This window comes from Sphingomonas floccifaciens (assembly GCF_042681125.1).
GTDB classification, from domain to species: domain Bacteria; phylum Pseudomonadota; class Alphaproteobacteria; order Sphingomonadales; family Sphingomonadaceae; genus Sphingomonas; species Sphingomonas floccifaciens.
In genome coordinates this window covers 141529-168281 of the sequence record NZ_JBHUFC010000023.1, presented here as the reverse complement: position 1 = coordinate 168281, position 26753 = coordinate 141529, and the positions used below count along the sequence as shown (strand labels likewise).

Here is a 26753-nt window from a genome sequence, read left to right as displayed (position 1 = left end):
GCAGCCCGGTAGCTCGTCAGGCTCATAACCTGAAGGTCACAGGTTCAAATCCTGTCCCCGCAACCACCGCCATAGAACAACCAACGCCGCCCCTCGGGGCGGCGTTGTCGTTTATGGCCCACGCCGCCAGATCCGCAACCTTCGCAACGACTTCCGCCTCGGCCGACCCATTCTCGCCCGGATAGATCGTCACGCTCTCGATAAGCCCCGACAGGATCTCTGCGGCTTCGCCGCGGACCATTTCCTCGTTCAGCGCCTCCGTCAGGCGCTGCGCCTTCTCGGCAAAGAGCCTCGTCAGGTCCGCAGGCGGGGGGAGGGCGATCGTCTCGATCTTCGGCTGTAGCTGGATTTGCGCTTCGAGCCGTTGTTTTTCGCTTTCCCGCTCGACCAGGAGCGTCGTCAGCGTCTCGCTGATGACGCCAGCCAGCATGTTCGCGCCAAGGTTGGCGATTTCGGCCATGACCACCGCCAGACGGTCGCTCAGCGCATCGTCGCGGCGCTCGGTATGACGGGTGAGGCGGTTCAGCTCCCGCGCGAACTCATCAGCGAAGATGCGCGCATGGTCGGGCGTGAAAAGGTGATGCTGGAACACCGCCAGCGTCCCGTGTTCCAACGGTGCCTTGCGGACCGACACGGTGTTGCCGCACGTACCGCGTTCCTTCTGGCCGGCGCAGCGATAATAGTCCTTGCCGCTGATGGTGTAGTTCGAGCCGCACACGCTGCAGCGGATGAGGCCGGACAGGAGGTGCTTCTTGCGGTTCTGGCGGCCTAGAGGGGCTTCGGCCTGCGGACGCTGGCGCTGCTCGATCTCGGTATGCACTGCGTTCCAGAGGCGGTCGTCGATGATGCGCAGATCGGGAACGGCGACCTCGACCCATTCCGACTGATCGCGAAGTCGGTAGCGGCGTTCGCGCATCTCACTGTCCGGATTGCGGCGCCACTGCCGGCGCCCCCAGACGAGACGACCGATATAGAGCGGGTTGTTGAGGATACCGACCGCCTTCTTCGGGTCGCCGCGAATGGTCGAAGCGTTCCACTGTCCGCCCCGCGGGCCGGGGATACCGTCCTCATTGAGGCTCTTGGCGATCTGGATCGAGGAATGTCCGGCCGCAAACTCGGTGTAGATCCGGCGGACGATGCCTGCCTGGTTCTCATCGATCTCCAGCAGTCCGCGAATGAGCTCGCCGCGTGCGTCAAGCCGGACGACACGCTTGAAGCCGTAGGCGCGACCGCCGGCGAAGCGGCCGGCGAGGACCGCTGCTTCCATCCCGCGGACGGTTTTGTCGATGAGGTGCTTCAGGAAGATCGCGCCGAGCAGGCCCGCGACCGCGAACTTGATCTCGTCGACATGGCCTTCGCTGACCGTGTGCAACTGTACGCGGTGAAAACTGAGCTTTTTGCCCAGCCACGCGACGTCTTCGGCATCGCGTGCCAATCGGTCGAGCGCTTCGCACACGATCACGTCGATTTCGCCGGCTTCTACCGCGCAGATCAGCCGCTTGAGCCCAGGTCGATCACGGCGGTAGCCGGACTGTTCGGGATCGACCCACGTGTCGACAACCGCGCCGCCCAGATAGTCCACCAGCTTCGCGCAGGATGTAACCTGGTCAGCGCTGGAGCTTGCATTCTGCATAGCGGTCGAGTGCCGACCGTACACAGCAATGCGCTTGATCGATTGGTTAAACATCAGGCTTCTCGTTGGTGGAAGGTAAAGTAAGCAGGCGCGCCTGTTCGTGCGCGGCTTGCCGCGCCAGCAACTTCACGAGCGCGCGAAGACATTCGGCGCAGCTGGGCGGCGGATCGTTTGGTCCATGTGGTTCGGCATCGCGCATGCCGGCCCACATGGACCACCTTGGTCACGCCTGTGGGGTAATCCAAAACGAAGGACTGCATCAGCTGAAATACTTCGCGGCGTTAACGGAGAGATGTTTGCGAGCGTAGGACTTGACCAGGGGATTATCTTCCAACTTGCGCCGCAGCGATTTGAGGGGCTTACGTCCGCTACGATGGTCGGGGTCAATACCGCCGCTTCCATACCGGGGGACACCGAGGTTCATGGCCTCCTTGTCGGGCTTGTGCTCGGCGCGCAGCATTGTCGCGGCGAACGTCACGGCATTGATCGATGGCGGCGCCGTGTCACTTGCTCCTTCTCCACTGAGCGTTGCGCAGTAGCTTTTGACCGAGGCAAGCGCGACCATCAGTTCATTCGCTACGAATGTCGCGGCCTCGGAAGGGGAGAGATCCAGTCGATGCTCTACCGGGCTCAGCTGCGCGAAATCCTTGACCGCGGCGCTGTCGAGCCCGGCAGCGGCATCAACGATCGAGAAAAGCCTGCGCAGGCACAGCAAGAGCTTCGGGGTCAGCGTAACAGGGTCGACCCGGGCGCCAACCAGTCTTGCGATTTTGATAGCATATTCGCCTTGGCAGTCAGGCGGGAGCATCTTGCGGGCTGCCAAATCCGCGAGCAGGGCGCGCTCATCACCGTTGATGTCATCAACTTTGATGTCGCTGTTAATATAATCCGCAGCGAACCTCTGGACCATCGTCGCCGGCGACGCGACCGTGGAAAGCAGAATGTGGCTCACCGTTTTCCAGTGCGTGAAACCCGAAAAGCGATGGCCGTAGGGATTGATCGACCAGCCACGGATCTTGCACATTCTTTGATGCGCCTCGTCGATCAGCAGGAGGCGCGCCTGTCGCTCTAGCATCCGCCTGAAATCTGCGTCTACGTGGCCCGTTTTCTTCTTCAGTTGATATGCTCGGTTCAATTCTCCGTCCATCAGGGCTCGATGAATTTCCGGTTGAGATCCTCGTACTTCATCAAGCGATACTACGTGATCGTTGACATCACAGGGAAACCATAAGCTGAGCAACTTATGCCTGTCCACGGCGTATCGATTGTCGTCTTTTGCATATTGATTGCGGTTCGGCGACAGCGCGTCCTCGACATATTTCCTATGATCTGTTTTTGACCAGTCGCGGCTTGGTGAAGACGGGGCAGGCGCCTTGCGCTTGTCTCGGCGCGCGACCCTGCGCATGTGTCGGTTAGGGCCATGGGTCGAGTACGCTTCGATCGTCGTCAGCGTCGCGTCGACCAATTGGTCATCGGTCCAGCGACGCGACGTGATATTGCGGATCGAGGCCTCCGCGGAGAGAGGGTTGGTTAATCCATGGCGAGGACCATGCGATCGCGGCTTGAGAACGGCTTTCTTAGTCATGCGGCCACACCTTCGGTATGGACCGCGGCCTGACGCGATCCGGGAAGGCGCCCGTTCTAGGGGCGGGCTGCACTAGGGGGCAGCCCCTGCTGACTGGGGGATGACTGCGCCCCACTGCTCGCCCGATGCGTCGAGGCCGCACCGCTAAATCCGGTTGAGCGCTCGCGTCGTCAAAGCGGCTCAACGATTCGCAGATATCATGATTTGCGAGCGTCAAAAAGCGCCAATTGTTCGATTGAACAAGATCCCAATCAGTCAACCGGCCAAGCGTCACAGCCGCTCATGTCGGACTAAGTCGTAATGAAACAAGTTTCAGGTTACCTGATCTGACGATGCACTCGTGACATAAGGATGCAGCAGGTTGCTTGTTCGCCCTATGTATTCGATCGCGATCGATCACCTCAAAGGTCAGTTAAGCAAGCGAAGCTATGCCACATCGGAACTGTGAGATCCTGCGGTCGTGCGGACACGTCGAGACGATCAGGATTGTCAGAAGCTCAAATGACGAGCTCGAGCGCTACGCGGCATGGCTAACGGGAAAACCCTGTAAATCATGCTGGCGCGATACTGAACGGGATAGTGCAGACGCGCGAGCCGCGACGGCGGCAGGCGCAGATCTTCCCGCCTTGGTGGGATCCGATAAGCAGGTTGTTGCAGCGACAAAAATGCGCGCAAACGCATTTCGAGTTTTAACGAAAGGGGCGGGCACTTACAGCAATCCACCACCCCGTGGTAGCGAAGCGATCCAGCGGTTAGCCGCTATCACAGAAGCGTCTTGGTGGATCTCGAATCCGGTAACCACGCAACACGAGAAGCTCGTCCTGTTCATCGATAAGATCCTAGCCGGAGCTTTCGATGAAACAGGAGCTACGCGGAAATCTCACCGTCGCCGTTAAATTAGCGGCGCCGTCGACACCTGGTTAGCGGCAATTCACTCCGCGTTGCCAGCGGGGGTATCGTCGAGGTCACCGTACATGATTCACAGATCGCTACCTGCGGAGTAACTCGGATAATTGCGGAAGAGTCCAATGCAATTATAAAAGTCAAGTGGTCGTGTTTATATCAATTTTGCAAACAGCCATGCTCGGATCTTGTCCAGCGCGCTGCTTCCTAGATTAATTTTTCTGTTGCGCCAGAAAGTCGCAGTAAAGAGATACAATCTCGTTTCTTGCAAGGCTGAAAACGGCCGCTACATTTTTTGCAGCCCCCGTCAGATCGAGTTGCCGCATAATCTGCTCATCACCTTCAATAAAATAGTTCGTATCGTCACAGGCGAAAAGGTCATGATGGATCAAGCCTGCTTTGCCGCCAACGCGTCGAATGGCAAAATTGCCCTTGCCTTGGGGCATAAATTTGAAATCGGGATGATGCGTCGCGTTTGGCCGGAGCACACGCTTGTAAGAGCGTTTTTCCCAAATTTGGAAGATGGTTGGTACGGAGTAGGGCTTCTCTCCGAAAATAAATGCTTGATCGGGGATGTCCACTTCTAGGACGAGATGGAAGAACGGGTTTAGGCAATTTTCGATCGAAGCCTTTTTAAATGTGCGAGGTAGTATCATTCCGATACCTACCCCCAGAGATGCAGCGCGATTGAAAAAGTCGACTGCCAGTCTTGATTTATTGCCAAAGGGCGGATTGCCTACAAATACCAGCGGTTTGTTTGCCTGAATGTCAAAGGTGAGAAAGTCACCCTGCTGTACGCCATCGCATTTGGGTTCGATATCGATGCCGATGCTTCCGGCGGGGAGAATATTATAAAAAGCGCCCCTGCCTGCGCTCGGTTCGACCATCACGACTTTGATCGGGTTGAAATGCTTCAACACGAGCGAAAAGCACATTTCGGCGATTTCAGGCCGGGTATAGAATTGATCTAAGCGTCGAGCCAGGCTTTTATTATCAGAGGCGCGCATCCGTGCCGGTCGATTAGATGGTGCTTCGGCCGGTGCCGCCGAACCTGAGATCAAGCATGCTCGCGCGGTAGCGTGCGGGGGCTTGTTCAGATCCGCTGGCTGCGGACTATTTAAGGATCGGCGATCGGCCGATGGCGTAGAGGGTTTTCCAGTGGACATGCGCGCGGCATCGGGCGCTTTGCCGGGATCGACTGGGTAACCCAGACCGCGAAACCTGATGCGCTTCGGTGCGGATCATCTGCTCTTCGGCGCTGGAATTGTTTAATTTTGTCAAAGGGTGCTGCTCGGCGAGTGAGAGAAGGTTCTTGCCAACTCAAGCCCGCACATTGCGATTGGACCTCGACTCCAGCGATCCGGTACAGCAGCGCATAAACGTCACTTTGAACGGAAACTGGCAGCGCCGTTCGCACCTCTTGCATTCGAAAACGCTGTTTCGGTGCGGACGTTACGACGGAGGGACATTACGGCATCCTTGTCGTCGATCCCCAGGAAATCGGTCCGTGGTGCGTGGATCGCGACCCGGTTCATCATCGCTCCGGGCGATCCCTTCGCTCTGATTTCCGAAGCCGAGGCGGAGCTGGCGATAACGATGTGGGCTTAGCTGACGTTGATCTCACATCCGAACAAGTACGAGCTTTGTGCCGGATCACCTTGTTCGCTGTTCTCGAAACGTTCTATCTTATTGGTTCGTCGCGGTTTGCGGCGATTCGATATCATTGGAGCTTTCGCATGGAGCATGATCTCCGGCTGCGCGACGCTGCCCGCGCGATTTACGACGCCTGCTACCCGGGCGAGGAATGGGCGCCGGTCGGCTTCGACGAGGCCGAGCGCTGCCGAACTATTCATTACCGCCAGGCGGTTGGTGCCGCGCAGCAGGCACGGGCCGTGCTGGCATCGCAAGGCGAACAGCTGCCGCTTCCTGTCTTCGCATAATTCGCTGGTGTGGTTGGCCCTCCAAAGAACATCGGCGATCAAGCAAAGTTAGACGCGAACCCGGTCGTGACGTGTCGCTACTGCGTATGGCGCGTCGAGTACGACCGCGCGTCTCTGATCTCGGTTCGCATTCAGGCTAGCTTGGGGACCACATGGGAAGCCTTTCGTGGCGATGCTCGATGCGAGCGCTGCGGGGGGCCGGTGAATATCAGCATGCGCTTGTTCGTTACCGATGCGGCTCTCAGGAAAGGCGATCCGAAGCGGCAGCTGGTCTTCAAGGCGCTGTGCGCGCTGGAAGAAGCCGTGCGCGAGGCCGAGCGGGGAAAGGTGCATCCGTCGCTCGGATTGAGGTTCGCGCTGGCTTATCTTTACGCTGTCGGTGAGCGCCGCCGGGAATGGTTTGATCGGCAGCCTTACGTCGAGTTTTGGCAACTCGCGACGAAAGAGGACGCGCCGACCCGTGGCGGGCAGACAATGGCGGGCTCGGCTCGGCTGACTGGCTTGACGAGCAGCATTAACGCGATCGGGCGGGCGGCTGGAATCGAGATCACGCCCGACGTGGGCCAAAAGCTCAGGCGCGCCGTGGACCAGGTTGACTCGAACAAGCCCAAAAAGGCAGCCTCGAGCGATGTGTAACAGGTACAGAATGTCGTCCAGCCAAGCAGATCTCGCGCGGCGATATGGGATCGAAGTGCCGTATCCTGAGGACGAGACCTACCCGCCGGACGAGCTGTTCCCGGACAAGCCGGCGTGGGTCGTCCGTGAAGAGGAAGGGCGACGCATCCTCGACGTTATGTCCTGGGGCGTCCCGACGCAGGTGCCGGGCAAGCGGATCGACAAGGTGACGGGCAAGCCGGTCTTGCTGACGAAGAGCGTTACGAACGTCCGCAATTTGTCCTCGCCGTTCTGGCGGTCGATGCTGGACAAGCCATCGCAGCGCTGTCTGGTGCCGGTGACGAAGTTCAGCGAGTATGGTCAAGTCCGTGCTCCAGACGGCAGGCTGCCGCTGCACTGGTTCGACGTGCCCAGCCGTCCGATCTTCAGCTTCGCCGGCATCTGGCGTCTCTCCACCGCCGGAATTACCTTCGCATTCCTGACGTGTGACCCCAATTCAATCGTCGGCCCGATCCATCCAAAAGCGATGCCGGTGATCCTTGCTGACGAGGACGAACAGCGGTGGCTGGAAGGGGCGCTCGCCGCCGAACTGGCTCAGCCTTACCCGGCTCAGTTGATGACGATCGATCGATGATCCTACGGGTGCTGCGCCGGGCGTGGTCGGCGTTTCTTTGGTTGCTGGCAGGGCTCCTCTGCCTTTTCTGGTTCCTCTTTCCACCGTGGGGCGCTTAGTCCACTGGATCGACTTTGGCGCTCGCGCTGGTGCTGATGTTGCTGGTCGGTTGGTATAGGGCGATGGGAACGGTCGATGTGATGGCGGTCGACACCATCGTTCCCAGAGAAGCGTCCGTCCCGTAGAGACGAGGCGAAAAGCCGATGGCAGCCATGGCGGATGTTCCGACGTTTTAGAGTGCAGTTGATAGCCGCATCCACGCCGCCGCGTTTGTAACTCCGCGCTGGTGGCCGGCGTTCGCGCCATAGGCAGCGCCTACCGTCACCCGTGCTTGATGTACGTCCTTAGCCCAGCCTACTTCCAAATCGAGCTCGCGCGCGTTCGGGGCGAGGTCGAATCGGCGAATGACGTCGGTAACGGCGAGCGTTGACAGGTCGAAACCCTTTGGGCCGGAGAACGACACCGGAGCACGGTCGACCCGCAGCGGTGCGGTTAGGCCGAACGAGGTCAGACCGCCCAGCAGCCGGCGATCGGCTTGCAAGCGGAAGCCGGTTGAGATGATCGGCTCGAACGCGAGCCGAGCAATGCGCGCATCGACAACCGTGCGCCCGGCCATCGCTTCTGCGACCAGCCTGAAGCCGGCGAGGTTGCCGTTCCAGCTCACCGACGTGAACGTGCTGTTCGCACCACGGATCGCGTAATCCCCGATGCCGGTAAGACCGAGCGCCGACCCGATTTCTCGGGCGCTCGCCAAGCCCAGCGCCACGCCGATCGGCGTCGTCACAACCGCGCGCTGAGTGCGCGATGCTGCGCCGCGGCGGCTGGATGCGGCTGAGGCGGTTGTTAGCGTCCAGCGACCGAAGTGGACCTCGAGAGTCGATCCGTACGTCGCGATCCCGAGCGGGCGGAGCAGCGATCCTGTAACCAGTCCGCTCGTTTCGATGCCTCCGCCGACCTGACCGCTGACGACCACATGCTCCAATGCTCGGAAGCCAAAGGCTCGCGGCCCGGTCACCGCGGCAGCGTATGGACCGACGTTGCGATCGGTCCAGGTCATTGCGCCCGCTTGATTGTTCGGGATGAGCGTCCACGCCTGTGTCGGACCGGCCAACGTGCCGTAGAGCGAAAAGGATTGTGCAGGACGAGCTTGGCCCGCGGCGCCGATGTCGACGGCGAAGTCGCGTCCGTATGGGTCGACCGCCACGGTCTGCCCCGCGAACCCAGCCCAGCGGGTCGCGCCGTCTGTCGACCCGAAAGCGCCGGAGAACACCAAGGACCGGGCAGCGGTGGAGGCTATGGCGTAAGACGAATCCGGGACCGAGGCCGTTTTCGGCTTCAAGGCGTTTTCCAGATCGAGCAGGCCGACGCCATATACCTGATCGACCCCGGGCGTGCCCAAATCCTTGGCGGTATCGAGCAGGATGCGGCTGATCTCCTTGCCGCCCAGCTGCGGCCAATATTCCTTCAGGAGTGCGGCAGCGCCCGCGATAGCCGGCGCGGCGAGGCTGTTGCCGGTCACCATTTCGGTGCCGCCGCCGATCCGGGTCACCTCGACGCCGTCCGCGACCACGGCGAGGGTGCGGTCTGCGAGCGCGCCAGGGCTACCGTTGTCGGGATGAGCCTGAAGGTTCGAATTGACGCGGATCCCGAACAGGTACCAGTCCTTGCCGGCGAGATCTGTGCCGACGAGGCTTTCGCTGATCTGGCCCGAGTGGCTGTCGCCGCTGAAGTTGCGGACGGATTCGACGACCAGCATGTTGCTGGAGCGGACGCGGCCCATCGCGCTTCGGGCTTCGGTCGCCGCCCCGGGGGCGAGGCTGCCGTTGATCGACATCGTGACGACGAATGCTCCCTTGTCGACCGCATGGTTCAGGGCGGCTGGAATAGCGCTGCCGTTCAGACCGCCCTCGGTGAGGGTTGATGTCGGCGAGACCGCGTCGAGATTTGGACCCGCTACCTTGAGTGCGAGGATGGTGGCACCTGGCGCGACGCCTTGGATGCCGGAGCCGTTGGCAGCCGCCGCTGCGATCGATGCGGTGCCAGTGCCGTGCCCCTGAACGTCCTGCAGCCCGAAGGAGATCGTCTCGGGCGCGCACGTGCCACAGCGGGCGTAGCTCGCGTCGAACGACTTGCTGTCGGTGGAGATGCGACCCGTGAATTCGGGGTTGGTCAGGTCGATGCCGCTGTCGATGACGGCGATGGTCACGCCCTTGCCGTTCAGCCCCTTACCATAGGCCGCTTGAGCCTTCATGCCGACGAGCGGCTTCGAAGCCGTATACTCGGCGGTCGGCGTGTAGCTGGTCGACGGCGCAGGGGCCGGTGCGGGAGAAGGACTTGGCGTGGGAGCGGGTGCCGCGATCGGCGGAGCCGTCGAACCGTTCGACGCGACGCCGCCACCTCCGCCGCACGCGGCGAGCATGGTGGCGCTGGCGATAGCCGTTGCTGTCCTGAGATTGGTGATCGTCTTCACGCTGTGCCCTCCCGTTGCCGGGCGGCGATCTTCCGCAGACGGAAGCGCGCCCGCACCGAGGCGCCGGACGACCAGCGGCGTACCCGGAAGCGCGCCGTTCTCTACCATCGGCGGGGTTTCGACGCCCCGGTCCATCGGACGATGAACCCCGCCAGGCTATCCGATTAAAGGTTAAGGTTCTGATGCCGCGTGCGGGCGGCCAGTAGCCTGATTTTTCTTGGCTTCACGGATAGCGCGTCTTACCGTCGTCGTGCCCACCAGCAGGTGGGCCGAGGCGTCGAAACCTCGCCGATGGATCGGTCGCAAGACCGCCGGTCTCCTTGAGACCGGGTGGCACGGACGCATGTCCAGGCCTCCCGGCTAAAGGTCCGTGCGCTCGTCCACGGCGAGTTTCGAACATCCGGTCACCAAGGCCGGCGTCGCCTCGATCAACGAAGCGACGCCGCCGGTGCGGCGCCCGCGAACGGGGGGGGCTGGATCCGATGGTGATGCACGTTTTGATGGCGCTGACCGCGGTTGCGATAGGTCCGGCGCAGGCATCGGCTGTTATCGAACGTCCCGATCTGCCGCGGACGGGCCCCGCGACGATGGATATCGCCGGGGTGAAGTTAGGCATGTCCCCTGCTGAGGCGCGGTCGGCATTGGCGCGTGCCGGGTATATGGTCGAACGCATCGACGAGACGCAGGATTTCGAGCAGCAGGTGGTATCGGAGGCCAATGTCCGTCTGAAGGGTGTCGGGCTCATGCGAAGCAAGCCTCGGGGCGTGTCGAAGATCGTGGCTCATGGCCCGGGCCGCGAGTATCTGGCGATCGACTTCGCGCAATGGCCGGCGGGTTCGCTGGTGGCGGTCGTCTATTTGACGGTTCCGCAGGACCGTCAGGCGAGCGAAGCGTTTCGCACCCAGGTCGCCGCAAAGTACGGCAAGGCCACGCTTCAGCCGGGTGGGTATGAGCCTAAGTGGTGCACAATCGGCGATGCCGACTGCACTATCATGTCGTCGCCATCGTTGCCGAACCTGTCCGTGTCCTTCCCGGCGCAGTCGCTGTGGCTGCGATATGGCGAAGGCGTCGATCGGCGGCGGCGGCAGTTGGTGAAGGCGGCCGTCGATGCGAAGGTGCCGCCTGCCCGACGCTCGGCATTCTGACCGGCGGAGGCAGTGCGATGTCGCTGTTGACGGGTTTTCTCATCGGCAACGCTGCGGGCAGGGTGGTATTTTCCCGTCTGGTAGCGGTCATGGCCATCTGGATCGCAATTCCGCTGATCGCCGGCCGGCTGGCAGCCGCCAACGTTTCCCAGTCGGCGGGGATGGTTGCGACAGTTGCAGCCCCGGCTCTCGCACTCATCTGGGCGCTCGTCCGCCCGGCCGGGTCGCGCATAAAAGTGACCCTGCTCGATGGCCTCTTCGCCTGGAGCCGGATTGTTGCGATCGTGTGCGCCGGGCGGCTGGTCTTCAAGCTGTTCGAGGCGGAGTTCGCGCTCTTGCCCCTAGCGCAGGAAGGACGGACGTTAACGTTGCCCATCGCCGCGATGGCGATCAGCTTCGCGCTGGAGTGGTGGATCGAGCGGGACGCGCAGGGTGCCGCGATGGAGGCTTCACGATGAAGGTCGGGCGCAAGATTTTGGTCGCGTGCTGTGCAGGCGGCATGTTGGTGACCACGACGCCGATGGCCCGCTCCACAACCACGGCGGTTGGTCCGCCGTCCGAACAGGCAATCCATGATTTCTTCGGCGAACGTCGCCAGCCGATCTACTTCGACGACACCTTGGCGCGGCAGTTCGCAATCGGGATCAGCGGCGGTGTCGAGGATGAGCGGATACTGCCCGGTGGCGACCGCTTCGTCGCGACCTGTCGCCCGCACAACTGCGCAGACAAGGCCGCGGTGGTCATCGCGAAGGATGGACGGATACTTGGCGCGGGCATGATTGGGTTCCGCTGTCACCACCGCGGCGACGGCGTTCCGCCGTGTGATGAGAACCCCAGCGCGATTGTTTATGTGAAGCGAGCGACCACTGCAGGGGCACGAAACCAACTGCGGGCGTGGGCAATTAAACGGCTGGCCGATCCGACGGTCGAAGCCGGTCATTTGAAAACCAAGCACGATGCAATCGTCATAGAGTTTAACTGATGGGTACGCTCGCGGCTGTAAGAAGGCTGGGCTGGCGGCTAGCCGTCAGCGGCAGCGACAAGCGTTTGCCCAGGTAGGTGGCAGGTTTAACATCAAGGTTTCGGCAATTCTGGGTGGAAAGCCGCCTGACCGGTTTCGGGCAGCGATCGGCATAAACAGACGATCGTTCAGGAGGTGAGGCAAGGGGGCCGAGCACTGCTTCTAGTGGAAGCACGAACTCGCTGCGCGCGAGGGGCGGGCGGAGTGCGGTGGAGGTTATGGAACGGGCGTTGCGCCTGGATTGAGCCTGACGGTAGGCAGGCAGAGCATCGGGGTTCCACCAGGAGGAGCCCTGTCATGACTAGCCTCGTTCCTACTGCCGTCACCACGTCGGCGCGTTGCAAAAGAGAAAACCTCGTTCTATGTTGCATTCGGATGCAAAGAGGAGGACGAGGGTGCGCCATCTTAAACGGGGCCTGGCACAGGACGCGCGCGTCGAGCAGAATCGAACGGTTCGCGACACAGTGGAGGGCATCCTCGCCGATATCGAGGCCTGCGGCGACGCGGCGGTGCGCGAGCTGTCGGTCAAGTTCGATCGCTGGGACCGCGACAGCTATCGCCTGACCGATGCCGAAATCCAGGGGTGCATCGATCAGCTCAACCCGCAGGACCTGCGCGATATCGAGTTTGCACAAACTCAGGTGCGCAACTTCGCGCAGATCCAACGCGCCAGCATGACCGATGTCGAGGTGGAGACGCTGCCTGGCGTGGTGCTGGGCCACAAGAACATCCCACTTAACGCTGCCGGCTGCTACGTGCCCGGCGGCAAATACCCGCTGCTCGCCAGCGCGCACATGAGCGTCATCACCGCCAAAGTCGCCGGCGTGAAACGGGTGGCAACCTGTGCGCCGCCGTTCAACGGCGCGCCGGCCCCCGCGATCGTCGCGGCGCAGGCGATGGCGGGCGCCGACGAGATCTATTGCCTGGGCGGCATCCAGGCGGTGGCGGCGATGGGGCTGGGCACCCAGTCGATCGCCCCGGTCGACATTCTGGTCGGGCCAGGCAACGCGTTTGTCGCGGAGGCCAAGCGGCAGCTGTTCGGACGGGTCGGCATCGACCTGTTCGCGGGCCCGACCGAGACGCTGGTGATCGCCGACGAGATCGGGGCCGATGGCGAGCTTTGCGCGACCGACCTGCTCGGCCAGGCAGAACATGGGCCCGACAGCCCGGCGATCCTGCTGACCACCTCGGAGAAGCTGGCGCGCGAGACGATGGCGGAGATCGACCGGCTGCTCACCATCTTGCCGACAGCGGATCATGCTCGCAAGGCATGGGAAACCTATGGCGAGGTAATCGTCGCGGACTCGGACGAGGAGATGCTGCGGATCGCCGACGACATCGCGTCGGAGCATGTCCAGGTGATGACGCGCGATCCGGATTACTTCCTGGCCAACATGACCAATTACGGCGCGCTGTTCCTAGGGCCGCGCACCAACGTCGCCTATGGCGACAAGGTAATCGGCACCAACCATACGCTGCCGACCAAGAAGGCGGCGCGCTATACGGGCGGGCTGTGGGTCGGCAAGTTCCTGAAGACCTGCACCTATCAGCGGGTCACCAGCGATGCGGCATCGGCGATGATCGGCGAATATTGCAGTCGTCTCTGCGCGCTGGAGGGCTTTGCCGGGCATGGCGAGCAGGCCAATGTTCGCGTGCGCCGCTATGGCGGGCGCAACGTGCCCTATGCCGGCCGCGCCGAACCGGTGGTCGAGCCGGCGTGACGTTGCCGCGCACGCCCTCGTTCCGGCTGGACGGTCGCCGCGCGCTGGTGACCGGTGCCGGCCGCGGCATCGGCCTGGCGCTGGCGGCGGCGCTGGCGGAACAGGGCGCGCAGGTGGTGCTGGCCGCCAGATCGGAAGCCGAGATCGAGGCGGGCGCGGCGGCGATCCGCGATGCCGGCGGCGATGCTGCGGCGGCGGTGCTGGATGTCGGCGACTCCGACGCCGTCGCCACCTTCTTTGAAGTTGCCGCGCCGTTCGACGTGCTGGTCAACAATGCCGGCACCAACCGGCCCAAGCCGATGCAGGACGTGACCGTCGCCGATTACGACGCGGTGCTGGACCTGAACGTGAGGGCGGCGTTCTTCGTGTCGCAGGCGTGCGTCCGCGCCATGTTGGCGGCGGGCATTCGCGGCTCGCTGATCCATATCGGCAGCCAGATGGGGCATGTCGGCGGGCCCAATCGCTCGCTCTATTGCGCCTCCAAATGGGCGCTGGAGGGGATGAGCAAGGCGTTCGCGCTCGACCTGGCGCCGCATGGCATCCGCTCCAACACGATCGCGCCGACCTTCATCGAAACGCCGATGACCCGCCCCTTTTTCGAGGACGCGGGCTTCAAGGCGAGCGTGCTCGTCAAGATCAAGCTGGGGCGGCTGGGCCGGGTCGAGGACCTGATGGGCGCGGCCGTCTATCTCGCCTCCGATGCCTCGGCGATGGTGACCGGGACCAGCCTGATCGTCGATGGCGGCTGGACCGCCGACTGAAACCGTTCAACGAAAGCACCGCCATGCCCGACCATATCCTGACGACCCATGTCGGATCGCTGCCGCGCAGCGCCGAGGTGACCGACCTGATCTTCGCGCACGAGCGTGGCGAGCCCGTCGATCCCGTACGGTTCGACGCGGTTCTGACCGAGGCGGTCGATGCCTGCGTCGCGCGGCAGGTCGCGTGCGGCATCGACCTGGTGTCGGATGGCGAGATGGCCAAGATCTCCTACGCCACCTATATCAAGGACCGCATCACCGGCTTCGACGGCGACAGCGAGCGGACCCCGCCCGCCGATCTGGAGGCATTCCCCTCCTTCCTGAAGCGGCAGGCGAGCAGTGGCGGTACGCCGACCTATCGCCGGCCCTGCTGCGTCGGGCCGATCGCGCCCAAGACGCTGGTGCCGCTGGAGGAGGACCTGACCCGCTTCGACGCGGCGATCGCCGCGCACCGGCCCGCGGGCGGCTTCATGAACGCCGCCTCGCCCGGCGTGATCGCGCTGTTCCAGCCGGATCGTCATTACGGATCGCAGGACGCGTATCTGGAGGCGCTGGCCGAGGCAATGCGGCCGGAATATGAGGCGATCGTCGCCGCCGGCCATGTCCTGCAACTCGACAGCCCCGATCTGGGGCTGGGCCGGCACATGATGTACAAGGACCGCAGCGACGACGATTATCTCGTCCTGATCGCGCGCCATGTCGAGGTGCTCAATCACGCGCTGCGCAACGTGCCCGCCGATCGCGTCCGCATGCACGTCTGCTGGGGCAATTACGAAGGGCCACATCATTGCGACGTCGAGATGCGGACGATTCTGCCGGTGCTGATGAAGGCGAAACCGCAGGGCCTGTTGTTCGAAACGTCCAACCCGCGCCACCAGCATGACTGGCAGGCGTTCCGCGATCTCGCCGACCTGATCCCGGACGATCGCGTGCTGATCCCCGGCGTGATCGACTCGACCACCAACTTCATCGAGCATCCCGAGGTGGTGGCGCAGCGGATCGCGCAGTTCGCCGATCTGGTCGACCGCGACCGCGTGATCGCCGGCACCGACTGCGGCTTCTCGACCTTCGCCGGGTTCGGCGCGGTCGATCCCGAGATCGTCTATGCGAAGCTCGCGACCCTGGCGGAGGGCGCGGCGCGGGCCAGCGAGCGGTTGTGGCGCGCATGAGCGGATTGAAGCAGCGGCTTGCCGCGGGCGAGCCGATCGTCGGCACGTTCGTGAAGACGCCGTCGCCGATCGTCGTCGAGGTGCTGGCGCTGACCGATCTCGATTGTCTGTGCCTCGACGCCGAGCATGCGCCGTTCGACCGCATCGCGATCGACGGCTGCATAATGGCGGCGCGGGCAGGGGGCATGGACGTGCTGGTGCGCGTTCCGGCCGTTACCCCGGATCATGTACTGAATGCGCTCGACTGCGGCGCGACCGGCATCGTCGCGCCGCATATCCGGTCGGCAGAGGAGGCGGCGGCGCTGGTGGCGATGAGCCGCTATGGCCATGGCGGGCGCGGCTATGCCGGATCGTCGCGCGGGGCGGGCTATACGACGCGGACGATGGCCGCGCACCTGGCCGCCTCGGCCGAGCGGACGGTCGTGATCGCGCAGATCGAGGACCCGGGGGCGATCGATGCGATTGATGCGATTGCGGCGGTGCCGGGCCTGGACGCGCTGTTCGTCGGCCGCGTCGACCTGACCGTCGCCTATGGGGCCGAGACGCAGGACGATCCGCGCGTCGTCGCCGCGGTCGAGGCGGTGTGCGCGGCGGGGCAGCGCCACGGTGTGCCGGTCGGCATGTTCCTGGCGCGCACGGCCGATATTCCCCAATGGCGGGCGCGCGGCGCGACGCTGTTCCTGCTGGGGTCGGACCATGGCTTCATGCTCGCCGGCGCCGGGGCGCTGGTCGTAGCGGCGCGGGGCTAGACGCGCCGTCCGGGCAGCAGCGGGTTCGGGTGCGTTTCGGGGAGCCATAGCCAGATCAAGGCGGCGGCGGTGAAGGCGGCGGCGGCCGTTCCCATCGTCACGCCCAGTCCGAATTGCGTCGCCAGCGTGCCGGTAATCAGCGGCGCGAAGAACGAGACCAGCCGGCCCCAGTTGAAGATCGACGCCGCGGTCGATTTGAGATGGGCGGGATACAGTTCGGTCAGCCAGGGCCCCCAGATGACGCTGGCGGACAGCATGAAGCCATAGGCGACGCCGATCGAACCCAGCAGCAGCGCGTCGGTCTCGACATGCAGGTACAACAGGATCGCCGCCGCCGCCGCCAGAAAGCCGAGCGCGTTGAACCGCCGCCCGAACCGGTCGCCGGCCCAACCCCAGACGAAGCCGCCGACGATATTGGCGCCGAACTGCCATGCGACCAGGTGCCCCATCGCGGTCGGATCCAGCCCGCGAACATCGCGCAGATAGGTCGACAGCCAGCCGCTATAGGCCTGATAGCCGAAGAAATTGAGGCCGGTCAGCGCTGCCAGCAGAACGGTGCGGGCGCGCAAGCCGGGGGCGAACAGCTCCAGCACCGGCAGGCGCGCCGTCTTTTCGGAGACGCGCGCGCGCACGTCAGCCGATTTCGGGATGAGGACGAAGGCGAGGCCGGCGAGCAGGATCGGCGGCAATCCCCCCGCCAGCAGCAGGGTCCGCCAGTCGCCGTTCACCCAGCCGCTCGCCAGCCCCAGCATGGTGATCGCGCTAGAGAAGATCGCGTTGATGAGGCTGGCCAGCCGCCCGCGCACGCTGCGCGAGAACAGGCCGACATAGATGCCGACGACGATCGGGAAGATGCCGCCCATGAACAGGCCCAGCACCACCCGCTGCGCCAGATAGGCCGGGTAGCCGTTGACGAAGCTGCCCGCGATCAGCGTCGCGCCATAGCCGACCATGACCAGCGCCAGCATCGCGCGCCGGCCGAACCGGTCGGCCAGCTGCCCGATCACCACCGCGCCGACCAGCGCGCCGGCACCCTGCGCGGAATAGCCGGATCCCGCCTGGGTCAGCGTCAGCCCCAGCGTGTCGCGCATGAACGGGCGCAGCACGTCGACGCTGTTCCACGCCCAGCTGTAGAAGAATTCCGCCACCATCAAGAAGGCGAAGGCCACCACGGCGCGTGCCAGTGGCGGCCGGCCGGTCGCGTCCTCGTGCAGCGGGGAGGGCTCGACCAGCGTGTCGCGGCTTGCGTCCGCCACCGGGGGTATGGCGGACGACATCAGCTTAGTACCGCACGCCGACCCGCAGGCCATACACGCGCGGCGGGCCATAGGATTGCTGGATACGCTGATTGTTGCCGACCGTGGAGCTGTACAGCACCGCCTTCTTGGTCAGGTTGGTGCCGAACGCCTCGACATAGAGGCTGGACGATGCCGAGGTCCAACGCAGGTTCGCGTCGAGCAGGGCGTAGGCGTCCTGCTTGTCGATCCGGGTATTATAGTCGGTCGAGTAATAGGACGTCGAATACAGCACGTTCGCCGCCGGCGTGATCCGCGACCCGCCGCCCAGCTCCAGATCGTAATAGACGCTCGCCGTGCCCTTGAACGTCGGCGACATCGGCACGTCCTTGCCCGCCAGGTTCACCGTCAGCGGATCGCCGTTGGTTGCGGTGTAGAAGGGGTTGGGACGGGTATAGGCGGTGAACTGCGCATCCAGCAGCGCGCCGGTCAGGTCGACGTGCAGCCCCTGGAACGGCAGCGTGCGCAGCTCGACCTCGGCGCCATAGCTGCGCGCCGCGCCGGCACTGGCATAGTAGGACAGGTTGGTCCGCTGATCCAGGATGGTGATCTGCAGGTTCTTGTAGTCGTTGTAGAAGGCCGACAGGTTCAGGATCATGCGCCCGCCCAGCAGCGTGTTCTTGCTGCCGACCTCATAGGCGGTGACGGTCTGCGGCGCATAGCTGAACGGGATCGCCGCATTCGAGGAATTGTTGTTGATCCCACCCGACGAGAAGCCGGTCGACACGGTGCCGTACAGCATCATCCGGCGGGTGGGGGTGAACTCGACCCCGCCCTTCCACGTGACCTTGTTGAAGCTTGGCTCGCCAGTCGCGCGCGCGGCGGTCTGCGTGTTGAAGTTGAACGTCCCCGCCGGCGCGGTGAAGTTGGTGATGAGATAGCCCTTGCTCTCGTCCGAATAGCGGACGCCGCCGATGATCTTCAGCGTGTCGGGCACGATCGCCAGGCTGGCCTGGCCATAGGCGGCATAGGCCTTCGTATTGATGTCGGTCCGCGACTCGGTACCGCCGGTCGTGCCGGTCGTGTAGACCTGCTGGTAATATTCGGTGATCTTGTCGTGGAAGTAATAGCCGCCGACGATCCACTCGAACGCCGACGATCCGGCCGAGGCCAGCTGCACTTCCTGCGTGACCGAGGTGGTGTAGGTGTGCGCCGCCTGCAGGCCCGACGCGGCGAACCCGCCCGCAGTGCCGGTGGCCGGGAAGACGACGCTGGTCTGGTCGAGATCCGCGCTGCGATACGCCTCGAAGTCGGTATAGCCAGTGATCGAGCGCAGGGTCGCAAAGCCGAGGTCGAACGCGATCGAACCGCTGCCATAGGCCTGTTTCAGGCGCTCGAACGGCTTGTAGTCCCAGGAGTTGGTATAGGGATCGTCGGTCACCGATACGCCGATGTCGACGCCGTTGACGAAGTTGCTGCCGTTGCGCGCGCTGGGGTTGACCGCAAAGGGCTGGCCATTGATCGAGCGCAGGCCCGTCGCCGGATTGATGAGCGTGCCGCCGACCCGGTAGCCATAGGCGCCGCCACCGGTATTGTCCCGCTCCCAATAGCCGCCACGCATGTCTATCTGGATCTGCGGCGTCAGCGTGATGGCGATCGCGCCGCGCAACGCTGTCTGATCCTCGTCGAGCAGGCGGAAGCCGGCGGTCGAGCGGACATAGCCGTCATGCTGGCTGTGATAGCCGGCCATGCGCAGCTGAACGGAATCGCTGATGGGCAGGTTCAGATAGCCATCGAACTGGCGCAGGTCGTAATTGCCCAGCGTTCCGTTCGCACCCGCCTCGAACCGCTTGGACGGGGCGTTGGTAGTGACGCTCAGATTACCGCCGAAGGTGTTGCGGCCATACAGAGTGCCCTGCGGCCCGCGCTGCACCTCGACCCGGGCGACGTCGAATAGCGGGATGCTCTGCTGCTGGGTGCGGCTCTGGTAGATGCCGTCGAGGTAGAAGCCGATGACGGGATCGCTCTGCGCGCTGACCAGCTGGGTACGGACGCCGCGGATCGCGGGGAAGGAGTCGGACCCCTGCTGGCCCCAGGTCAGTCCCGGTGCCAGCAGCTGCAGCCGGCTGGCGTCGGTGATGCGGATGCGGTTCAGATCCTCGGCGCTGACCGCGGTCACCGACAACGGCACGTCCTGCAACCGCTCGGTGCGGCGCTGCGCGGTGACGACGATGTCGCCCAGCCCGCCGGTGTCGCTTTCGGTCGGTGCGCTGGCCACCTTGTCGGCGGCCGCGGGCGACTGTTCGGCGGAGCCCGCAGGAGCGTCGATCGGCGCGGTCTGCGCCGCGACCGGCATTGCAAGCAATGCCGCCAAAATGGTCAAGGAAACGCTGCCCAGAACCCGCTTGCTCATGCCCGACCCCTTAACGTTTCAGGCTGTCCCGCCCGTGAAGACGCCTTGGCTATCCACCGCGGGTGTCACTGTCCAGCAATAATTGCATCCGAATGCATTAAACGTTTATGCCCCGGCATGGCGGTCTTCGTTATATTTGAGCGCATGAGGTGGCGTCCTTGAGCTGCTGACGGTCACCAATTCGGGGCCCTGAAATGCATGAGCAGTCGCGTCAAAGCCGCGCCGATTGCCCCGGGACGAACGCGCCGACGAACGACCGACGCTCGGCCGGCAGATTGGGATCCTCGATCCGTTCCATGAGCATCTGTACCGCCGCTGCCGTCATCCGGCGCACCGGCTGGCGTATCGAAGTGACCTGATAGCTCATCCAACCGGCGGGCTCCGACCCGTCGAAACCGACCACCGATACGTCCTCTGGCACCTTCAGCCCCAAGTCGAAACGGCAGCCGTCGATCGCGCCGATCGCCATCACGTCGCTTACGCAGACGAACGCGTCGGTGTGCGTCGAGGCGCGTGCCAGCGTCGCCACCGCATCGCGCCCGCTGGCATAGCTGAAATCCCCGCGGGTGACCGGTACGTCGTGGATGCCAGCCTCGACAAGTCGGGCGAGCGTAGCTAGGCGGCGCTCCTCGCCGACGGCGCTGTCTGCCGGCCCGGCGACGATCGCGAAACGGCGGTGCCCGGCGGCAAGCAAACGATCGACCAGCTCGCGCTCACCGACCGCCGAATCGCACCATACACTGGGGGTCAGGTGCTCGCCCGCGATTCGGTTGTAGAGGACGATCGGAATGCCGTGCCGCCGAATGCCGGCGATCTGTTCGTCGTCCAGTCGCGCGGCAGAGATGATGCCGTCGACATCGTGGCGCCACACCTGTTCCAGCAACTGATCGATCTCGCTCTCCGCGGTCAGTGCGAAAAGCAGTACGCGGATGTCGCGGTCGGTCAGCTGGCGGCTCAGCTCGGCCAGCACCTCAGGATAATGGAGGTTGGTGAGGCGCGAGATGAACACCGCGACCAGATTTGTGCGCCGGGTTATCAGCGCCTGCGCCAAGGCGTTGGGTCGATAGCCCAATTCGGTCGCCGCCTTCATCACCTTCTCGCGCGTGGCCGGGGCGATGCTGCCACCGGGTGCGAAGCAGCGTGACACGGCGGACTGGGACACCCCGGCCAGCTTGGCGACGTCGTAGGAGGTCGCCCGGCGGATGCCGCCGAAGGGTATCGGCGCCGCTATGCCCGTGTCCGTGTCACTCTTCTTGCCAGACTTCGCCACTTCACCCCCGTGACATTTGCATTCGAATTCAATATGCGTCTACCGACGCCACGTCGTGGCATTGCAAAGGAGGATCGAATGACCGACGTGACACCCAGGGGGTTCGAGCAGACCGCCGTCTATGTCAAGGCGCCGGCCCGCGACTCGATTGGCGATCAGCAGGACGTCGCCGGGCTGGTCGAAACCATTCTGGCCGATGTGCGTGCGCGAGGCGACGCCGCGGTGCGCGAATATTCCGTGAAGTTCGACCGCGCCGATGTCGACGTCTTCGAGGTGTCGATGGCCGATCGCGAGGCCGCGGTCGCCGAACTCGATCCGCAGACCCGTGCCGATACCGAATTCGCGATCGACAATGTCCGCCGCTTCGCCGAGGCGCAGCTGGCGACGATCCTGCCGTTGGAGGTGGAGCCGCTGCCCGGCCTGCATCTGGGCCACCGCGTCATCCCGATCGACCGGGTCGGCTGCTACGTGCCGGGCGGCCGCTTCCCGCTGCTGTCTGCGCCGATCATGACGATCGTGCCGGGCAAGGTCGCGGGCTGTCGCGAGGTGGTTGCTTGCCTACCGCCCAACGCGCACCGCGCGATGATCGCGGGCTGCCACCTGTCGGGCGCGGACCGTATCTTCCGCATCGGCGGCGCACAGGCGATCGCGGCGATGGCGTTCGGCACCGAGAGCGTGCCGCAGGTCAACAAGATCGTCGGCCCCGGCAACGCCTTCGTCAACGAGGCGAAGCGCCAGGTGTTCGGCCCGGTCGGGATCGACCAGCTGGCCGGCCCGTCGGAGATCTTCGTGCTGGCCGATGCCAGCGGCGATCCGCGCCTGATCGCCACCGACCTGCTGGCGCAGGCCGAGCATGACGTGCGCACCCGCGTCGGCCTCATCACCACCGACCGCGCCGTCGCCGAGCAGACCGCCGCCGAGGTGACGCGCCAGTTGGAGACACTGGAGACGGCCGGTATCGCCGGGCAGAGCTGGGCCGATTACGGCGAGATCGTCCTGTGTGCGGACGAGGCGGCGATGATCGCCTATTCGGATCATGTTGCCGCTGAGCATCTCCAGGTCCACACCAGCGACGCGCACGGCCTGGCCGCGAAGCTGCGCAACTATGGCTCGCTGTTTATCGGCGAGAATGCGAGCGTGGTCTATTCGGACAAGACGGTCGGCACAAACCACACGCTGCCGACGATGGGCGCGGGTCGCTATACCGGTGGACTGTGGGTCGGCAGCTACGTCAAGATCGCGACGCATCAGTGGCTTGACGACGAGGCGGTGCTGAAGGTCGGCCCCCCTGCCTCGCGCCAGAGCGCCAGCGAGGGACTAGACGGGCACATGAAAGCCGCGCAGGTGCGCGTCGACCGGCTGCACCAGGCCGCGACCGCCTGACGACGTCCGGGGCGATCCAGCCGGATCGCCCCGCCGTCTGGATCAAGACCATCTCAAGTCGGGCCAAGCCGTCCCGAAAGGGATCGGTGCGAGGCTCCGTTCCTGACCGGCATTATTCGTCATGCCGGGACCAGCCCGGCACGACGGGGGGCGTCACCCCGTTATCAACACATTCTCACTCCTTCGACGACGTCACGAAGGACGGGTCGATCGACGCAGGCGCCGGAATTTCGTCCACCGAACGACCCGGCAGGGTCTCGCGCTGACTCAGCCAGATCACTGCCGCCAGCGTGAACGCCACCGCGGCGGAGGCCATCGCGGTGGTCAATCCATACTGCTCCGCCAGAAAGCCGGTGATAAGCGGCGCAAAGAAGCTGATGATCCGCCCCCAGTTGAAGATCGACGCCGCCGTCGAGCGCAGGTGGGCCGGGTACAGTTCTGCCAGCCACGGCCCCCAGATCACGCTGGAGCACAAAGTCGCGCCATAGATCAGCCCGACGGCCCGAAACAGCAGCACGCTGCCCGGCATCGCGAGATAGGTCAGGATTGCGGCTGAGGCGATCAGGAAGCCGATCGCGTTGAACCGCCGTCCGAAACGGTCCGCGGCCCAGCCCCAGACAAAGCCGCCGGCGATGTTGCCGGCGAACTGCCACGCCACCAGCTCGCCCGCCACCGCCGCGGTCAGGCCGCGCGTCTCGGTCAGATAGGTGGTCAGCCACCCGCTATAGGCCTGATAACCGAAGAAATTCAGGCCGGTCATCGCCGCCAGCAGCAGCGTCTGGCGGCGCACGCTGGGATGAAACAGTTCGCGTACCGGCAACGTCTCGCCGCGTACATGGTGGCGATCGATGCTGGACTCGGCCGGGATCAGTGCCAGCACGGCGCCGGCGAGCAATAGCGGCGGAATGCCGCCCAGCCACAGCAGCAGGTGCCAGTCGTGCCCGCCCAGCCAGCCCAGCGCTATGCCCAGCGCCACGATCGAAAAGCTGAAACAGGCGTTCAGCGTGCCCGCGACCCGCCCGCGCACTCGCTCCTCGAAGAGGTTGACGTAGATGCTGACCCCGACCGGGAACACGCCCCCGGTGAACACCCCCAGCACGAACCGCTGTGCGAGCAATTGTGGGTAGCTCGTCACGAGCAGCCCCGATAGCAGCGCCAGCCCATAACCGAAGATGATCGTCGCCCAGACGCGTCGTCGGCCGAACCGGTCGGCGAGTTGTCCGATCAGCACCGCACCGACTAGGGCGCCCGCGCCTTGCGCGGAATAGGTCGAGCCCGCCTGCACCAGGCTAAGACCCAGGGCGCTGCGCTGGAAGGGGCGCAGCACGTCGACGCTGTTCCATGCCCAGCCATACAGGAATTCACCGATCATCAACGCAGCGAAGATGAGCAGGCGCCGTTGCCGCGTCAGCGGTACGGCGGTTCCCGTTGCGGCGGCTGCGTCGACACTCATGACCCTGCTCCTCCCAGTCGCTTAGATTGCATTCGCATGCGGATGTAAAGTACCTGTTAGCGAGTCTTGGGATGGGAAAATGTGGCGTATCGGACACAAAACCACAATTTTTGCCGCGAATGACGTTAGATTCAAAGCAATCAGCTTGTGTAAGAATGCATTCGCATGCATTTTAATATGGTCAAAGGGGTCGGGTGAGGTCACCCGGAACTGTTCAGAGGGAGGTTTTAATGATCGGTACGCACTGGCTTCGAACCGCATCGGTTCTTGCGATCGTCATCACCGCTGCGGCGGGCGCGCCCGCGCTGGCGCAAGAGTCGCCGATCCCGGCATCGGGGAACACCGACGCGACACAACAATCCTCGTCATCGACCGACCAGACCGGCGACGTCCTGCCCGGCGACATCGTCGTCACCGCCCAGCGCCGTGCCGAGCGGCTGCAGGACGTGCCGATCTCGATCACCGCGGTCAGCGGCGCCGATCTCCAGCGGCTGCATGCTGACAATGTCAGCCGGTTGGAATTCATCGCGCCGGGGTTTACCTGGGGCAGCCAGGGGGCGGACTCCTTCCCTGCGATCCGCGGCGTGCGCACCAGCCTAGTCAGCGCACAGAATGATCCGGTCATCGGCTTCTACATCGACGGCGTCTATCAGAGCCGCACCCAGCAGCAGAGCATCCCGCTGTTCGATATCGCGCGGGTCGAGGTGCAGCGTGGTCCGCAGGGCACGCTGTACGGGCGCAACACGTTCGGCGGAAATCTCAGCGTTGTGACCGCCTCTCCGACCGACCGCTACGAGGGCGGTCTGAACGTCGATTTCGGCAACTACAATTCCCAGCGGATCGACGGGTTCGTCAACGCGCCGCTCTCCGATACGCTCGCGCTGCGCGTCGCGGGCGTCTATCAGGATCATGACGGCTATGTCCGCAGCACCTCCGGCGTCGAGATGGTCGACCTGAAGGAATATGCAGGCCGCGCCTCGCTGCGCTGGACGCCCGACAGCCGGCTGGAGGTCGAGCTGCACGGCGGCTTCTGGCGCCGCGACGATGCCGGCGCAGGGTCGTACGGGTACAAGGTCGCGGGCACGCTCATCAACCCGCAGACCGGATACCAGTCGATCAACGGCGTGCCCTATGCGGTCAACCCGTCGGTGAAGAACGGCTCGGTGTTGGTCAACGGGGTCGACATCGGCGTTGCGGTGACGCCGGGTGCCTATACGAATGACTGGGACTATCAGCCGTTCGAGCGCATCCGCGAGAATTACGTGTCCGGCACGGTCAGCTATGATCTTGGCGCGGCGACGGTGCGCTCGATCACCGGCTACACCTTCTTTCGTGCGCATCGCAGCGCCGACAACGACCAGAGCAGCGTGATCTTCCAGGCGCCTGCCCAGGGCTTCGGTTCTGGCCAGCAGGAGCCGAACACCCGTGCGAAGACCTTCACCCAGGAACTTCAGCTGGTGTCGAACAGCACGACGCCGTTCCAGTGGATCGTCGGCGGCTATTACCTGAACGACGATATCTTCGAGACGTACCAGCAGAAGATCGATGCGCCGGGATCGACCGTGCCCGGCTTCCGCGCCGATGCCGCACTGAAAACGAACGCGTATGCGGCATATGCGCAGGGCACCTATGCGCTGATCCCCGACAAGCTGCGCATCATCGGCGGCATCCGCTATTCGCACGAGAAGAAGTCGTTCGACTTCGCCGATTTCGCCGACGGCATTCCCAATACCTATACCTTCACCACGCCGTACAGCGTCACGTCGGGCGCGCCGTCGTTCGACAGCGTCACTTGGCGCGCCGGTCTGCAGTTCACGCCGACCCGTGCGACGATGGTTTATGCCACCGCCTCGACCGGATTCGCGTCCGGCGGCGTCAACGACACCGGCGGCAGCACCGCGATCCCTAATTCCTACGCTCCGCAAAAGGTCGACGCGTACGAGGCGGGCATCAAGAACCAGTTCCTGAACGGCCGCGTGCAGACCGAACTGGCACTCTATTACAACCGCTATTCGAATCTGCAGATCAACGTCTATACGCCGCAGGTCTCATACTTCGGCAGCGCGGGCCGCGCGCGCAGCTATGGCGGCGAGGTGACGCTGCGGACGCTGCCGCTCCCGAACCTGCACGTCGACGCGACACTCGCCTATCTCAACGCCGAGTACACCCGCTACATCAGCGGCAACAACTTTTTCGGTGCGTCGAACGGGGCGGATCCGGTGTCGCTCGACCTGGCCGGCAAGCGCGTGCCCCAGTCGCCGCGGCTGAAGACCACGCTGGCGGTCTATTACGACATCGACCTGGGCAGAGCCGGCACGCTCGCCCCCTATGCCAACTGGCTGCATTCAAGCAGCTATTTCACCACCGACTACAACACCGTGCTCGATTATCAGCGCGCATACGACAAGTTCGACGTGTCGCTGCGCTGGACCGAGGCGAAGGGGAAGTTCTACGTCGAGGGTTATGGCAACAACGTCACCGACAAGGCGGTGCTGCTGAGCGCGGTGGTCGGGCGTGCGCAGCGTGTGCAGGTGTCTTATGGCCCGCCCGCGACCTATGGCATCCGCGCGGGTGTGAAGTTCTGATTGCACGTCCCGGCCGGCCGCAGGACCGG

Annotated in this window: 20 protein-coding genes; 12 read left to right on the top strand and 8 right to left on the bottom strand. The window is 64.0% G+C overall.

The genetic code is table 11. The features are described 5' to 3' along the window. Positions 1–22: 22 nt before the first annotated feature. From ACFSC3_RS19025 to ACFSC3_RS19015, 3 genes are all read right to left on the bottom strand, one after another. On the bottom strand, positions 23–1687 hold the full coding sequence (locus ACFSC3_RS19025) for a recombinase family protein (RefSeq protein WP_380941737.1): 1665 nt from the start codon (positions 1685–1687) through the stop codon (positions 23–25). A gap of 205 nt (positions 1688–1892) precedes the next feature. Beyond that, positions 1893–3218 (bottom strand): hypothetical protein, encoded by a 1326-nt coding sequence (locus ACFSC3_RS19020; protein WP_380941735.1) that lies wholly within the window; start codon positions 3216–3218, stop codon positions 1893–1895. A gap of 1115 nt (positions 3219–4333) precedes the next feature. Further along, on the bottom strand, positions 4334–5287 hold the full coding sequence (locus ACFSC3_RS19015; protein WP_380941733.1) for an SAM-dependent methyltransferase: 954 nt from the start codon (positions 5285–5287) through the stop codon (positions 4334–4336). A gap of 570 nt (positions 5288–5857) precedes the next feature. Between ACFSC3_RS19015 and ACFSC3_RS19010 the strand changes: the two genes are divergently transcribed. The 3 genes from ACFSC3_RS19010 to ACFSC3_RS19000 all read left to right on the top strand — a co-directional run bounded on the left by ACFSC3_RS19010 (position 5858) and on the right by ACFSC3_RS19000 (position 7310). Continuing rightward, on the top strand, positions 5858–6061 hold the full coding sequence (locus tag ACFSC3_RS19010; protein WP_380941731.1) for a hypothetical protein: 204 nt from the start codon (positions 5858–5860) through the stop codon (positions 6059–6061). 201 nt (positions 6062–6262) lie between these two features. Beyond that, positions 6263–6697, top strand: a complete 435-nt coding sequence (locus tag ACFSC3_RS19005) for a hypothetical protein (RefSeq protein WP_380941729.1) — start codon at positions 6263–6265, stop codon at positions 6695–6697. Then, entirely contained in the window at positions 6690–7310 is a 621-nt protein-coding gene (locus ACFSC3_RS19000; RefSeq protein ID WP_380941727.1) for an SOS response-associated peptidase, read from the top strand. Before ACFSC3_RS19005 ends, ACFSC3_RS19000 begins: the two co-directional genes overlap by 8 nt. A gap of 271 nt (positions 7311–7581) precedes the next feature. Here ACFSC3_RS19000 and ACFSC3_RS18995 read toward each other — a convergent pair whose 3' ends face one another. Further along, positions 7582–9819 carry a S8 family serine peptidase gene (locus tag ACFSC3_RS18995; protein WP_380941725.1) on the bottom strand — a complete coding sequence of 746 codons (2238 nt, stop codon included), beginning with the start codon at positions 9817–9819 and terminating at the stop codon, positions 7582–7584. Positions 9820–10307: 488 nt separating this feature from the next. Between ACFSC3_RS18995 and ACFSC3_RS18990 the strand changes: the two genes are divergently transcribed. From ACFSC3_RS18990 to ACFSC3_RS18960, 7 genes are all read left to right on the top strand, one after another. Further along, on the top strand, positions 10308–10964 hold the full coding sequence (locus ACFSC3_RS18990; protein ID WP_380941723.1) for a hypothetical protein: 657 nt from the start codon (positions 10308–10310) through the stop codon (positions 10962–10964). 17 nt (positions 10965–10981) lie between these two features. Then, complete coding sequence (locus ACFSC3_RS18985; protein WP_380941721.1) at positions 10982–11422, top strand: hypothetical protein; 441 nt, start codon at positions 10982–10984, stop codon at positions 11420–11422. Next, entirely contained in the window at positions 11419–11946 is a 528-nt protein-coding gene (locus ACFSC3_RS18980) for a hypothetical protein (RefSeq protein WP_380941720.1), read from the top strand. The genes ACFSC3_RS18985 and ACFSC3_RS18980 overlap by 4 nt, the downstream gene beginning before the upstream one ends. 434 nt (positions 11947–12380) lie before the next feature. Further along, a complete protein-coding gene (gene hisD, locus ACFSC3_RS18975; RefSeq protein WP_380941718.1) occupies positions 12381–13706 on the top strand; it encodes a histidinol dehydrogenase in 1326 nt (441 codons plus the stop codon). After that, on the top strand, positions 13703–14467 hold the full coding sequence (locus ACFSC3_RS18970; RefSeq protein ID WP_380941716.1) for an SDR family NAD(P)-dependent oxidoreductase: 765 nt from the start codon (positions 13703–13705) through the stop codon (positions 14465–14467). The genes hisD (ACFSC3_RS18975) and ACFSC3_RS18970 overlap by 4 nt, the downstream gene beginning before the upstream one ends. A gap of 23 nt (positions 14468–14490) precedes the next feature. After that, the gene (locus ACFSC3_RS18965) at positions 14491–15636 is read left to right on the top strand and encodes a cobalamin-independent methionine synthase II family protein (RefSeq protein ID WP_380941714.1); all 1146 of its coding nucleotides are present in this window, start codon (positions 14491–14493) and stop codon (positions 15634–15636) included. Further along, the gene (locus tag ACFSC3_RS18960) at positions 15633–16385 is read left to right on the top strand and encodes an HpcH/HpaI aldolase family protein (RefSeq protein WP_380941712.1); all 753 of its coding nucleotides are present in this window, start codon (positions 15633–15635) and stop codon (positions 16383–16385) included. Before ACFSC3_RS18965 ends, ACFSC3_RS18960 begins: the two co-directional genes overlap by 4 nt. Here the strand turns inward: ACFSC3_RS18960 and ACFSC3_RS18955 are convergent. The 3 genes from ACFSC3_RS18955 to ACFSC3_RS18945 form a co-directional block, all read right to left on the bottom strand. Continuing rightward, the gene (locus ACFSC3_RS18955; RefSeq protein ID WP_380941710.1) at positions 16382–17662 is read right to left on the bottom strand and encodes an MFS transporter; all 1281 of its coding nucleotides are present in this window, start codon (positions 17660–17662) and stop codon (positions 16382–16384) included. The two genes, ACFSC3_RS18960 and ACFSC3_RS18955, sit on opposite strands and share 4 nt — an antisense overlap. 4 nt (positions 17663–17666) lie before the next feature. Next, positions 17667–20033: a TonB-dependent receptor gene (locus tag ACFSC3_RS18950; RefSeq protein WP_380941708.1), complete on the bottom strand. Its 2367-nt coding sequence runs from the start codon at positions 20031–20033 to the stop codon at positions 17667–17669. Between the two features lie 211 nt (positions 20034–20244). Continuing rightward, entirely contained in the window at positions 20245–21303 is a 1059-nt protein-coding gene (locus ACFSC3_RS18945) for a LacI family DNA-binding transcriptional regulator (protein WP_380941706.1), read from the bottom strand. 78 nt (positions 21304–21381) lie between these two features. Here ACFSC3_RS18945 and hisD (ACFSC3_RS18940) point away from each other — a divergent pair, with 78 nt between their 5' ends. Next, positions 21382–22686 carry a histidinol dehydrogenase gene (hisD, locus tag ACFSC3_RS18940; RefSeq protein ID WP_380941704.1) on the top strand — a complete coding sequence of 435 codons (1305 nt, stop codon included), beginning with the start codon at positions 21382–21384 and terminating at the stop codon, positions 22684–22686. 175 nt (positions 22687–22861) lie between these two features. Here hisD (ACFSC3_RS18940) and ACFSC3_RS18935 read toward each other — a convergent pair whose 3' ends face one another. Further along, entirely contained in the window at positions 22862–24139 is a 1278-nt protein-coding gene (locus ACFSC3_RS18935; RefSeq protein ID WP_380941702.1) for an MFS transporter, read from the bottom strand. 230 nt (positions 24140–24369) lie between these two features. Between ACFSC3_RS18935 and ACFSC3_RS18930 the strand changes: the two genes are divergently transcribed. Continuing rightward, a complete protein-coding gene (locus ACFSC3_RS18930) occupies positions 24370–26724 on the top strand; it encodes a TonB-dependent receptor (protein ID WP_380941700.1) in 2355 nt (784 codons plus the stop codon). Positions 26725–26753 lie beyond the last annotated feature (29 nt).

Excerpts from the sequence above, each read along its gene's own strand:
- ACFSC3_RS19025 (WP_380941737.1), bottom strand. The coding sequence starts at position 1,687 with ATGTTTAACCAATCGATCAAGCGCATTGCTGTGTACGGTCGGCACTCG.
- ACFSC3_RS19020 (WP_380941735.1), bottom strand. The coding sequence starts at position 3,218 with ATGACTAAGAAAGCCGTTCTCAAGCCGCGATCGCATGGTCCTCGCCAT.
- ACFSC3_RS19015 (WP_380941733.1), bottom strand. The coding sequence starts at position 5,287 with ATGTCCACTGGAAAACCCTCTACGCCATCGGCCGATCGCCGATCCTTA.
- ACFSC3_RS19010 (WP_380941731.1), top strand. The coding sequence starts at position 5,858 with ATGGAGCATGATCTCCGGCTGCGCGACGCTGCCCGCGCGATTTACGAC.
- ACFSC3_RS19000 (WP_380941727.1), top strand. The coding sequence starts at position 6,690 with ATGTGTAACAGGTACAGAATGTCGTCCAGCCAAGCAGATCTCGCGCGG.
- ACFSC3_RS18990 (WP_380941723.1), top strand. The coding sequence starts at position 10,308 with ATGCACGTTTTGATGGCGCTGACCGCGGTTGCGATAGGTCCGGCGCAG.
- ACFSC3_RS18985 (WP_380941721.1), top strand. The coding sequence starts at position 10,982 with ATGTCGCTGTTGACGGGTTTTCTCATCGGCAACGCTGCGGGCAGGGTG.
- ACFSC3_RS18980 (WP_380941720.1), top strand. The coding sequence starts at position 11,419 with ATGAAGGTCGGGCGCAAGATTTTGGTCGCGTGCTGTGCAGGCGGCATG.
- ACFSC3_RS18965 (WP_380941714.1), top strand. The coding sequence starts at position 14,491 with ATGCCCGACCATATCCTGACGACCCATGTCGGATCGCTGCCGCGCAGC.
- ACFSC3_RS18960 (WP_380941712.1), top strand. The coding sequence starts at position 15,633 with ATGAGCGGATTGAAGCAGCGGCTTGCCGCGGGCGAGCCGATCGTCGGC.
- ACFSC3_RS18955 (WP_380941710.1), bottom strand. The coding sequence starts at position 17,662 with ATGTCGTCCGCCATACCCCCGGTGGCGGACGCAAGCCGCGACACGCTG.
- ACFSC3_RS18950 (WP_380941708.1), bottom strand. The coding sequence starts at position 20,033 with ATGAGCAAGCGGGTTCTGGGCAGCGTTTCCTTGACCATTTTGGCGGCA.
- hisD (WP_380941704.1), top strand. The coding sequence starts at position 21,382 with ATGACCGACGTGACACCCAGGGGGTTCGAGCAGACCGCCGTCTATGTC.
- ACFSC3_RS18935 (WP_380941702.1), bottom strand. The coding sequence starts at position 24,139 with ATGAGTGTCGACGCAGCCGCCGCAACGGGAACCGCCGTACCGCTGACG.
- ACFSC3_RS18930 (WP_380941700.1), top strand. The coding sequence starts at position 24,370 with ATGATCGGTACGCACTGGCTTCGAACCGCATCGGTTCTTGCGATCGTC.